Genomic DNA, 11,847 nt, shown 5'->3' with positions numbered 1-11,847 from the left:
AGATAATAAAGCGCCCCATAAAAGCCCTCCGACAGGAACACCCCGATCAAACAGGTGTTTCTCTAGAGTATCGGGGCACCATCACTTTTCCAAGTATCGGGCAAAAAACGTAAAAAGGTTAGCTCGCCAACGTACCTGCGCGATAATCCCGCAACGCCTGCTCTATCTCCTCGGCCGTATTCATAACAAACGGGCCGTACTGGGCGATGGGCTCACCAATCGGACGGCCCGCCACCAGCAGACAGCGGGCGGGCTCTTTGGCGTTCAGTCGCAACCGGTTGCCCGATGAGAGTTCATTGGCGGCATGGGTTTCCAGTTCGGCTCCGGCCAACAACGCCTCACCCTCGAACGGATACACGAAGCCCGCCAAACCGTCAGGCAGGTCAAACACAAGCTCACTGCCACCGACCAGTGATATGTCGGCAAACAGTGGTGAGCGACTGACACCGACCACAGGCCCCTGCAGAAGCTGATCGGCAAAGTTCAGCTCACCCGCCACGACACGTATCCGGTTGCCCCGACTGTCACTCGTTTCGGCCACGGACTCCGGCTCAATATTCTGATAAGCCGCCGGCTTCATCTTCTCCGCAGCGGGCAGGTTGACCCAAAGCTGAAATCCCCGCATCAAACCCTGCTCCTGCTGCGGCATCTCTTCGTGAATTACGCCTCTGCCGGCTGTCATCCATTGCGCACCACCGGGACGCAGCAGCCCTTCGTGCCCCAGATGATCGCGGTGACGCATCACGCCATCCAACATGTAGGTCACTGTCTCGAAGCCCCGATGCGGATGAGCCGGAAAGCCGGCTATGTAGTCATCGGGGCTGTCCGACGAGAACATATCCAGCATCAGGAATGGATCGATGCGGGTATTCCCCCCCTGTCCCAGACTCCGGCGCAACCGGACCCCTGCACCATCGGAGCTGTCAATTGCACGAATCACGCGCTTCACGGTGTACTCAGTCATCACCAAGTTCCTCGCGCCCATGGGGTGCTGTTAGATCAAACGCTGGCCCTACCGGTATGATGCCGGTCGGGTTGATAGTGGGATGGCTACGGTAGTAGTGGTTCCGGATATGATCGAAACGGGTGGTGTCCCGGAATGCCGGCCGCTGATACAGATCCCGCAGATAGTTCGACAGCGCCGGATAGTCCGCTATTCGATAACGGTCACACTTGAAGTGACTGACATAGACCGGGTCGAACCGGATCAACGTGGTATAGAGACGTATATCAGCTTCCGTTAATCGGTCACCAGCCAGGAACCGCTGTTTGCTCAGATGAGCATCGATCCTGTCCAGCTCCGCAAACAGTCCTTCCACCGCCTCATCGTATGCGTCCTGAGAGGTCGCAAACCCGGCTTTGTAAACGCCGTTGTTAACAGCGGGGTAGATTCGGTCATTCCAGCTATCGATCTCATCCTGCAGGGCGCTCGGGTAATAATCCCCCGCGTTGGCACCTGCCGCATCGAAAGCGCTATTTAACATCCTGATGATTTCGGCAGACTCGTTACTGACAATCTGCTCACGCTTCTTGTCCCACAGAACCGGGACAGTCACCCGTCCCGAGGCATCAGGCTTGCTGCGGGTGTAGACCTGATGCAGATACTCCGCCCCGTAGAGGGAGTCCCCCGTAGAACCTTCAAACTGACCGGACAATGTCCACCCGTTTTCCAGCATCAGCGGGTCAACCACATCTACGCTAATCTGTGCCTCTAACCCTTTGAGCGCTCGCATAATCAAGGTTCGGTGCGCCCAGGGGCAGGCATAGGAGACATACAGATGGTAGCGACCAGCCTTTGCCTCAAAGCCCCCCTCACCGGATGGACCTGCTGCGCCGTCAGATGTGACCCAGTTGCGAAACCGCGCGCTATCCCGCTCGAAACGCCCACCGTGAGAATCGGTGTCATACCACCGATCCTGCCATTGACCATTGACCAGTAGCCCCATGCTGACCTCCCCTGATTATCCGTTTCATTACTCGGATTACTGTAGCTGCTCGCCTAGGCTGCGGCGCGCCGCGCTCAACACCTGATCTTTGACGCTATCCCCCATTGCCAGCCCTTCGGCAAAGATCACCCGGGTATCGTTGAGTCCGATGAAGCCCAGGAACTGTTTGACGAAGGGAATCTGGTAGTCCAGTCCATCGTCTTTGTACTGCCCGCCGCGCGTGGCCAGTAAAATGACCGGCTTATCTTCCAACAGCCCGACAGGGCCCGACTCAGTGTACTTAAAGGTGACGCCGGCGCGAGCCAGATGATCAATCCACGCTTTCATCTGCGACGGCACGCCGAAGTTGTACATCGGCACCCCGATAACAACGCTGTCGGCCTGACGAATCTCGTCGATCAGGGCGTCTGAGAACTCCACCACCGCATGCTGCTCGGCAGTACGCTCCTGAGGGTCGGTGATAAATGCGTTAAAACGTCCCGCATCCAAGTGTGGGATCGGATCACCGGCAAGATCACGCTCGACCACTTCCCCGCCTGGGTTCTGCGCTTTCCAGTCATTGATCAGCGACTCTGCCAGCTGACTGGACTGACCCTGATCACCAAAAATACTGCTTTTTACATACAGAAGCTTAGCCATGAAGTGACTCCGTTTTCGATGAATGATGACTACGCTTCCTATTATCTATTCACTGATCGGATATTAAATGCGAATAAACAGCTCTATTTGATCAGTTTTACTGATATAAAAGAGATAAACGCATCGAACCAACGTCAGAGCAGGAGCCGGGTCCCGTGAAAATCACTCTGGAACAGTGGCATACACTGGTCGCCGTGGTCGATCACGGTGGCTATGCGCAGGCAGCGGAAGCACTCGATAAAAGCCAGTCGGCGGTCAGCTATTCAATTCAGCGGCTGGAAGAAAAGCTGGGCTTGGCCGTCTTTCGTATCGAGGGCCGCAAGGCCCGGCTGACCGAGGCGGGGACCGCACTCTACCATCAGGCCCAGTCCCTGCTTGAGAATGCCCGCCTGACCGAGGAGCTGGCGGCTCACTACAGCAGCGGGTCAGAAGCGATGATTCGGATCGCCATTGATATCATTTTCCCAGAGCCGGTGATTCTTGAGGCGCTCAGGGCGTATGCCGAAGACGCGCCCTTTGTGCGGATTGAACTGCTGGAAACCGCCCTGAGTGGTACCGATGAGACATTGACCCGAGGGGACGCAGAGCTGGTGATCAGTAGCCGGGTGCCGCCGGGATTTGTCGGTGATCCCTTGCTGAGAATACGCTTTATCCCCGTTGCCCATCCGCAGCATCCGCTACATGGATTTGATCGCCCGCTCACCCACTCAGATCTGAGGCAGTACCGACAGCTCGTGGTGCGGGACTCGGGGAGCCGGAGTCTGGATGCGGGCTGGCTGGGCGCTGATCAGCGCTGGACCGTGAGCCATATGAGCACATCGATCCGCTGCGCCAGTGCGGGGCTCGGCTTTTCCTGGTACCCGGAGTTCAAGATTCGCGATCAACTGGAGCGGGGAGAACTCAAACCTCTACCCTTGGCCAGTGGTGCCGAGCGCTACGCCGATCTTTACCTGATTCTGCGTGATGCCGATCTGGCCAGTCCGGGTGTCCGACGCCTGGCGGGGCTGATTCACAAGGCGGTCAAGCAGCTGTCTTAGGTCGTTTGTGATTGCTGTAGAAGCCGCGTGATCTCCTGCGCAGGCAATGGACGGCTGAACAAGTATCCCTGTCCCAAATCACAACCCAATGCACGGAGATAATTGAGCTGAACCTCCGTTTCGATCCCCTCTGCCAACACCTGGAGCTTCAAGCTCCGGGCCAGGCTCACGATTGTAGTAACCAGCGGCTGCTCCAGCCGGTTTTCTTCAATCGCCCGGGTAAAACTCTGATCGATCTTGAGCTTATCGATGGAAAAACGCTGCAGATAAGCCATGGAGGAGTAACCGGTACCAAAATCATCGATCGACATCCGCAGCCCCATCGCCTTAAGCCGATCAATCCGCAATTCCACCGCTTCGATGTTGTCCATCAAACCACTTTCAGTGATCTCAAGCTCCACATAGCGGGGGTCGAGCCGACTCTCCTCGAGGGCGGAGCGCACCATACCCAGCAGATCCTCATGGCGGAACTGTACCGGCGACAGGTTAACCGCCACGGTACCCAGCTCCAGCCCCTGATCAAGCCAGGCTCTCATCTGACCGCAGGCTTCGCGCATCACCCACTCACCCAGGGGAACAATCAGGCCCGTTTCCTCCGCTAAAGGGATGAAAGTGCCCGGGGAGATAAAGCCATGCTCAGGGCTATCCCAGCGAACCAAAGCTTCAACCCCGATTATCTTGCGTGTCTGCAGATCCAGTAACGGCTGATAATGCAGCACCAGCTGATCGCGCTCGATCGCCATTCTTAATGAAGATTCCAGCGATAACTTCTCGCGAGCCGCCTGAGTCAACGCTTCAGTGTAGAAACGGTAGGTATTACGCCCGGCTTGCTTGGCCTGATAAAGCGCCGCATCGGCATGCTGAAGAATATCGTCAGTGTGCTCGGCATCCTCCGGAAACAGACAGATCCCGATACTCAGCCCCAGCGAAACCTGACGGTCCTCACCGATATCGAACAACTGGTTGAACAGGGTTATCAGATCACGTGCCACCACAGCGACACTTTCCGGTGATTCCAGATCCTCCAGCAACACCACGAATTCATCACCACCCAGCCGCGCCAGGGTGTCGCCTTCACGCAGTCGGCCAGCCAAACGCTGGGCCACGCTTTTTAAAACCTCATCCCCAACCGGATGACCGTAGCTGTCATTCACCGCCTTGAAGCGATCCAGATCCATGAACATCACGGCCCCGTGGGCACCACTGCGATGCAGTCGCTCCACGGCATGATCCAGTCGATCCTTGAGCATGGCTCGATTGGGCAATCCGGTCAGCGGATCATGATAGGCCAGGTACTCCAGTTGCTCCTGAGATTGCTTGATCAGCGAAATATCGGAAAATACCCCAACGTAGTTGGCTACTTTCCCGGCAGAGTCTTTTACAGCACTGATCGTCAGCCATTCCGGATACACCTCGCCACTGCGTCTGCGGTTCCAGATTTCGCCACGCCAGTAGCCCTTCTCGGATATCGACTGCCAGAGCTTCTGATAGAACGCTTTATCGTGATGTCCGGATTGCAGCAGGCTCAGGTTACGTCCCAGTATTTCAGCCTCGGGGTAACCGGTGATCGAGGTAAACGCCGGATTCACCGCTAACACCTCCCCTTTCAGGCTGGCAACAACAATACCCTCATGCGAACTGGTAAAGACGGTAGCGGCGCGGCGAAGCTTCCGCTCGGACTCTTCGCGTTCGCTGATGCGGCGCTGGGTTAACTCGCTCAAAAGCAGAATGATGCCAACACCGCAAAACCAGATAACACCACTGCCCAGGTAGACCGGACGGGTGGTCGCTTCCTGTTGCGCAAGTATGGTCTGCATCGGCACCGAAACACTGATCGCACCCAGGTGCTGGCGATGATCGGAGACAGCCTGATGGCACTCCCGGCAACTGGGCTCAAGTTGCAGCCGTTGAACCCCGCGCAGGAACGGCCGGCCATCGATATCGGTGACTTCAAAATACTGAACCCGGTCACTGGAGACCATCATCTGTAGACGGTCACGCTCCCAGTCATCACCGATATTCTCCGGATTGATCGGACTGCGCCCCACCAAGCGGCTGCGAATCCCCAGATCGTCGCTGTAGTGACGATAAAAGTCACGTAGCACATAGGCCGGATTCATCCGGGTTAACGACTGACCGCTAACAGTTTCATCGGTCCTCTGTGACGGCGGCAGGTAGGGGTTGGGCTCGGCGTTGGCGCGCGGCACAAACACCCCGCCATGACTACTGACCCACGCCCGCAGCGCAGTATCGCGATTGATATTGGCAAGCGCAGTCTCCCGGGCCAGTACCAACGCACTATTGGCGTTAAGCGCTTCGAAATAGGTAAAGGCACCGGCAAAAAGTAATGACCAGATAACCAGCGCCAGCAGCGAGTACCGCCGTATTTTGCGTATCTCTTGTCCAGCGTCCGGGAGAATGTCGCTCATGTCTGTCTCCGTGACGCGAGCACCCGGCCCCCCGGCCGTTTATTTCCAACCCGGTGGCAGGTCTATCGTCACTCCATCGATTATCGCGTCGGTCAGTTCAACAATGGCATCATACTGATACAGCCCGTCGCGCCATTCCGTCGGAATGGCCTCAATGCCGTAGAAAGCGCCTGCCAACTGTCCGAAAATTGCGCCAATTGTATCAGAATCATGACCGAGGTTGACCGCCATCAATGCCCCTTCGGCAAAATTATCGCTGCGATAAAAAGCCCAGAGTGCTGCCTCAAGAGAAGCAACCACATAGCCTGATGCACGAATCGCCGGGGGCACCTTGTCACGGTAAGAGCCAGCCACCACCTGCGCCACTTCAACATCACTGATTTCGGAAGACCAGGAAGCCAGACGCTCCAACAAACGGCTTTTGTCGACCCCCTCCAGCACCACGGAAAGCAGACGCGCAAATACAGCATTGGACTCGATACAACGTGGATCAGCGTGGGTCAGCCGACCATGCTCCCGGGCTAAGGTTTGAGGGTCCTGCGCGTGTTGCAGCGCGTAGATTATCACCGGCGCCAACCGCATCAGCGCGCCATTGCCCGCCGAGTCATAGGACTCTTCACCGGCATACACCTCGCCTGTGCGTTCGTACCTGACCAGTGCTTCCAGGGTACGCCGGCCGATATCGAAACAGCGTCCCGTGGAAGAGAGATAGCCTTTTCGAAACCAGCGTAGAAAACGGTCTATCTGGTCTGCTGGGTTGAACTCGCCACACTCGTGCAAACTGACCGCCGAACATAACGCCATGGATGTGTCATCGGTCCAGTAGCCGGGTAAAAGCCCGTGGGGACCACCCGATCTATAGCCGGAGACTGGTTCAAAGCTACCGGGTTCCATAAATTCCACCGGTGCGCCCAGAGCATCGCCCACCGCCAGCCCTACCATCATTCCTTTTAGTCTGTCCCTGTTATTCAATGCAGCTCTCCCCGTTACTGTGTCGTACCAGCCTACCACCGTAAAACGACGGAAATACGACCCAGCTCAACAGATGCGTCGGTTACCCCTGCGCCGGGCCACAACATGTTAATATGGGCTCATCATGTCGCTTCCGTTTGACCGGTATTCTTTAACCCGAGTTGTTTATGCCCCGACACACCTACCAACGCCAACGTCTGGCTTTTAATGCGCTCATCGCATTACTGGGTTGTGCATTGGTCGTCGTCCTGGCATTGACCTACCGGATGGAGACCGCCCGTGCCGTCAATTACCTGGATATCAGCTCCACGCTGGCCGAGAAGCAACTCGAGCAGCAACTGCGGGAAGCGGATACGGTTCTCGCCATGCTGGGCCAAAGCGCGGAACGATACCTGACCGGACGCATTCCGCTGAGCACCCTGGAAACCCGGGCAGAGGGGCTGCATACGCTGGTTGGCAGCGTGGACAATTTCTCCGTACTCAACAGCTCAGGGGATGCTATCGCTGCAAGTCTGAGCTTTGTCACCGGGCAGAATTTTTCTTACCGGGAGTACTTCACCCGGGCCCGGGACGCTGATGATGAATCCACACTTATTCTGAGTGCGCCTTTTCTCAGCCTGGCCAATGATGTGATCTTTACACTGTCACGCAAAGTCAATGATCCCTGGAGCCAGTTTACCGGTGTTGTGGTTGCCTCACTGAACACATCTCGCCTGCACGACATGATGAAGCTACAGCTACGAGAAGAGAGTAAAGGCGTTCGGTTTGTCGTTTTGCACGGTAGTGGCTCGCAACTACTCAGCGTACCCGCGCTGCCGGAAAATGCACCCTCAAATCTGGGGCTGACCGAGAACTCGCCGGTCACAGAACATCTCACCAGCGCTTCAAGCCGCACTCTGGCCGGTGGCCATCTCTATCCCGGTGCCGACGCTGCACTGTTTGACATTCGCACCGTCGCCCCTGCCGGGCTCCAGCTCAGCGACCCGCTGGTGGTTCTAACGCTGTTCGACAAACAGGCTGCTTACGCTGAATGGCACTGGCTCGCCCTCGCACTTTGCAGCGCTTATGGCGCTGTTGTCGCCGCCGGAATTCTCTATTTGCGCAAGGAGCGGCGTTATTTCCGCAAAGAAATGAAGATCAGACAGGAGCTGAAGACCGAACGCCAGCGCCTGACCAGCATCATCGAAGGTACTAACGTGGGCACCTGGGAGTGGAACGTTCAGACCGGCGAGACAACCTACAACGAGCGTTGGGCAGAGATTCTGGGATATTCACTGGCGGAGCTGCAGCCAGTATCAATCAAGACCTGGCAAGCGCACACCCACCCCGACGACCTCGAAGAGTCCGGCCGACGCCTTCAACAGCATTTTAATGGCGAGAGCCCCTACTACGAACTGGAAGTGCGCATGCGACATCGGGACGGCCACTGGGTCTGGGTGCTGGATCGAGGCAAAGTGGCCTCATGGTCAGAAAACGGCGAACCGTTAGAAATGTTTGGCACGCATCAGGAGATAACCGAGCGTAAACAAGCCGAAGCCCGCACCAGCTACCTGGCCTATACGGATGCTCTGACCAGTCTGCCGAACCGACGATTGCTGGACGAACGCTTGCATACCGCAATTCGACAAGCCGAGCGATATAACCGCTCCCTCGCTGTCATGTTTCTGGATCTTGATAACTTCAAAGCAGTCAACGACAGTCTTGGGCATGATGCCGGCGACACTCTGCTGGTGGAAACGGCCGAGCGCCTGAGCCACTGTGTTCGACGCAGCGATACGGTGGCGCGCACGGGTGGTGATGAATTCGTGATTCTGTTATCGGAAATCAGCGTTCCGGAGGGCGCGTACGAAGTTGCCGAAAAAATACTGGCCAGTATGCGCCGGCCGTTCATGCTGTCCGGACAGGCGTTCGTCACACCACCGAGTATCGGTATCGCCCTCTACCCGGAGCACGCGGAAAACGCGGCGATGCTGATCAACCGTGCAGATCAGGCGATGTATCGGGCGAAGCGAGCCGGGCGCAACTGCATCCGGCTCTACGTGGGTGAAGAAGTAACGGAAACCTGATCCGGCGCTTACAGACGTTCGAAAACGACCGCAATCCCCTGACCACCCCCAATACACATGGTGACAAGCGCATACCGGCCCTGAACCCGCTCCAGCTCATAGAGCGCCTTGGTGGCGATAAACGCACCGGAACAGCCGATGGGATGCCCCAACGCGATGGCACCGCCATTGGGATTGGTTTTCTCCATATCCAGCCCCAAGCCTTTGGCCACCGCCAACGCCTGAGCAGCAAAAGCTTCGTTGGATTCGATCACATCCATCTGATCCAGCGATAGCCCCGCCTTTTTTAGCGCAAGCTTGGTGGCCGGGATCGGGCCCTCACCCATAATCTCGTTGGACACACCGGCTACGGCGTAGGACGCCACCCGCGCCATCGGCTTATGACCGGCCGCTTTTGCCTGTTCCGCCGATGCGAGAACCATAAACGCTGCGCCGTCGTTGAGGCCCGAGGCGTTACCCGCCGTTACCGTCCCATCCTTTTTGAAAGCAGGACGCATGGCGGCCAGCTTTTCCACACTGGTATCCGGCTTGACGTGCTCATCCGTATCCACAACCACCGCGCCCTTACGGGTTTTCAACGTAATCGGCACGATCTGGGACTGGAAGCGTCCTTCTGCGATCGCCTGAGCCGCGCGCCGATGGGATTCGGCAGCAAGTGCATCCTGCTCTTCACGCGTAATCTGCCACTTTTCGGCGAGATTTTCGGCCGTGATACCCATGTGCCCCGCCCCAAAGGGATCGCTCAGGGTGGCTACCATCATATCGATCAGGCTGGTGTCGCCCATTCGCGCACCGCTGCGCATGGCCGGTGACATGTAGCCGGCACGGGACATCACCTCGACCCCGCCGCCGATGCCGTAGTCGCAATCACCCAACATGATATTCTGCGCCGTGGTTACGATCCCCTGCAGGCCCGAGCTGCACAACCGGTTAACCGCCATCGCCACCGAATCCATCGGTAAGCCGGCCTGTATCGATGCCACCCGCGCCACATAGGCGAAGCGGGAGTCGGTCGGTATACAGTTGCCCACGGTGACGTAATTGATTACCTGCGGATCCACACCGGAGCGAACCACAGCCTCTTTCATCACCTGGCCGGCCAGTTCAGCAGGCTCAATACCACTTAGACCGCCGCCAAAGGTGCCAATCGCCGAACGCACAGCACTGAGTACAACCACATCGCGAGTCATCTTCAAACTCCTTTTTATTCTTTTAGGGTGTTCGAGAATAGCAGCTGCCGAAAGAATGACCAGCCATCCGAAAGTCTCACAGGCCGAGCCGCTCCAGCTTCTGATAGAGCGCCGCACGGGAGATACCCAGCGCCTGAGCCGCGCGCGAGCGGTTACCATTGCACAGCTGCAGCGCTTCGCGGATAACCTGAGCTTCGGTTTGTTGCAAACGGCTTTTCAGATTCACAGAACCGGGCTGAACGGCGTCCGGAGCCACCGACTCCCTGACATCAACAGCACCGGTATTCGAGGCAAGGACAGATGCGACGGAATGCCCCTGCATCAATGACATCAGTAACGCGGCGTCGATATAGCCACTGGACTCATTCAGAATGCAGGCGCGCTCAAGCACGTTGTACAGCTCACGGACGTTGCCCGGCCAGTCGTGCCGGCTCAACAGAACCACCGCATCCGCGCTGAGCACCTTGGTTATCATCCCGAGACGCGCGCAACACTCCTCCAAAATACGCTCGCTCAGTGGTTCGATATCGGCGGGGCGCTCTCGCAGCGCCGGTAACTGAATGGGCATCGCGCTGAGCCGGTAGTACAGGTCAGCCCGGAACTCCCCCTCGGCGACCATCCGGATCAGATCGCGGCTGGTCGCAGCAACAATACGCACACCGGTGGTCTGAACCTCGTTGGATCCCACTTTCTCATACTCTCGCTCCTGCAATACCCGCAAAAGTTTGGACTGCAGCGGCAGTGGCATATCGCCTATTTCGTCAAGAAACAGGGTACCCTCGCCGGCGATCTCCAGCTTTCCCGGCCGCCCCTCTTTTTTGGCACCGGTAAACGCGCCCGGGGCCACACCGAAAAACTCCGCTTCGATCAATGTTTCCGGAATAGCCGCTACGTTAATGGAGACGAAAGGCTTCTCAGCGCGATCCGAGAGGTCATGCAGAGCGTGGGCAAACAGCTCCTTACCGGTCCCGGTCTCACCGGTGAGCAATACCGATACATCAAAGCGCGCCGCCTGGCGTATCTGCTGTTTCACCAAACGGATCGCGTCGCTCTGCCCGGCAATCTGAGAGAGCTGATAGCGGGCACTGCGCGCATCCCGGAAACGCGTCGCGTTACGCACCTCCCGCTGCATCTGGTTGTAGCGCTCAAGCAGAGGCCGCATACCGGAAGGGCTGTCGGTGGCCACAAAACCAAACCCGCCCTCTATTTCCCCCCGTTCGTTGTGCAGCGGAACAACACTGACCAGCACCCACTGATTACGTACCGACAGCAGATCCAGCAGCACCGGCTCACCGGTGGCGATGACCTGGGGCAGGTAACTGTTGGGGATTACATCGGTAATGTGCTTTCCCAATGGAGGCTCGGAGAAACCGAGGAAGCGCCAGTAACTGTCGCTGATCCAGTTCACCACCCCATGTTTATCCACGGCGATGGTGTGTTCGTAGAAGGTTTCGAAGGAACGATGCAGGTAGGAGAGTACGCGCTCGCGCACTGCTTCCGAAGCGAAGCCTGTCAAACTCATGGACACATCCAGACTGTCTTTATTATTTGACAATCAAGTGTCAACC

9 protein-coding genes are annotated in these 11,847 nt (G+C 57.3%); 2 read left to right on the top strand and 7 right to left on the bottom strand.

Going from position 1 to position 11,847, the window contains the following annotated elements; translation table 11 throughout:
• Positions 1 to 118: 118 nt before the first annotated feature.
• The 3 genes from G403_RS0112035 to G403_RS0112025 are packed head-to-tail and all read right to left on the bottom strand — an operon-like array spanning position 119 to position 2,585.
• Positions 119 to 964, bottom strand: coding sequence for a pirin family protein (locus G403_RS0112035; RefSeq protein WP_027854218.1), 846 nt, complete (start codon positions 962 to 964; stop codon positions 119 to 121).
• A complete protein-coding gene (locus G403_RS0112030; RefSeq protein WP_027854217.1) occupies positions 957 to 1,946 on the bottom strand; it encodes a glutathione S-transferase family protein in 990 nt (329 codons plus the stop codon). The genes G403_RS0112035 and G403_RS0112030 overlap by 8 nt, the downstream gene beginning before the upstream one ends.
• A 36-nt stretch (positions 1,947 to 1,982) precedes the next feature.
• Positions 1,983 to 2,585: an FMN-dependent NADH-azoreductase gene (locus G403_RS0112025; protein WP_027854216.1), complete on the bottom strand. Its 603-nt coding sequence runs from the start codon at positions 2,583 to 2,585 to the stop codon at positions 1,983 to 1,985.
• Between the two features lie 155 nt (positions 2,586 to 2,740).
• Here G403_RS0112025 and G403_RS0112020 point away from each other — a divergent pair, with 155 nt between their 5' ends.
• Entirely contained in the window at positions 2,741 to 3,622 is an 882-nt protein-coding gene (locus tag G403_RS0112020; RefSeq protein ID WP_027854215.1) for a LysR family transcriptional regulator, read from the top strand.
• Here G403_RS0112020 and G403_RS23165 read toward each other — a convergent pair.
• Positions 3,619 to 6,051, bottom strand: a complete 2,433-nt coding sequence (locus tag G403_RS23165) for an EAL domain-containing protein (RefSeq protein ID WP_051298936.1) — start codon at positions 6,049 to 6,051, stop codon at positions 3,619 to 3,621. The two genes, G403_RS0112020 and G403_RS23165, sit on opposite strands and share 4 nt — an antisense overlap.
• Positions 6,052 to 6,090: 39 nt before the next feature.
• Positions 6,091 to 6,996, bottom strand: a complete 906-nt coding sequence (locus tag G403_RS23160) for an ADP-ribosylglycohydrolase family protein (RefSeq protein ID WP_036233634.1) — start codon at positions 6,994 to 6,996, stop codon at positions 6,091 to 6,093.
• Positions 6,997 to 7,190: 194 nt separating this feature from the next.
• Between G403_RS23160 and G403_RS24530 the strand changes: the two genes are divergently transcribed.
• Entirely contained in the window at positions 7,191 to 9,089 is a 1,899-nt protein-coding gene (locus G403_RS24530) for a sensor domain-containing diguanylate cyclase (protein ID WP_051298934.1), read from the top strand.
• Between the two features lie 8 nt (positions 9,090 to 9,097).
• On the opposite strand, the gene G403_RS0112000 is transcribed toward G403_RS24530, so the two are convergent.
• Together G403_RS0112000 and G403_RS0111995 are read right to left on the bottom strand one after the other, a co-directional pair.
• The gene (locus G403_RS0112000; RefSeq protein WP_027854214.1) at positions 9,098 to 10,279 is read right to left on the bottom strand and encodes an acetyl-CoA C-acyltransferase family protein; all 1,182 of its coding nucleotides are present in this window, start codon (positions 10,277 to 10,279) and stop codon (positions 9,098 to 9,100) included.
• 76 nt (positions 10,280 to 10,355) lie between these two features.
• Positions 10,356 to 11,801, bottom strand: coding sequence for a sigma-54 interaction domain-containing protein (locus G403_RS0111995; RefSeq protein WP_027854213.1), 1,446 nt, complete (start codon positions 11,799 to 11,801; stop codon positions 10,356 to 10,358).
• Positions 11,802 to 11,847: the final 46 nt, after the last annotated feature.

This window comes from Marinobacterium litorale DSM 23545 (assembly GCF_000428985.1).
Lineage (GTDB): Bacteria > Pseudomonadota > Gammaproteobacteria > Pseudomonadales > Balneatricaceae > Marinobacterium_D > Marinobacterium_D litorale.
Note: the sequence above shows the minus strand (reverse complement) of the source record. Positions and strands in the feature narration are given on the sequence as shown.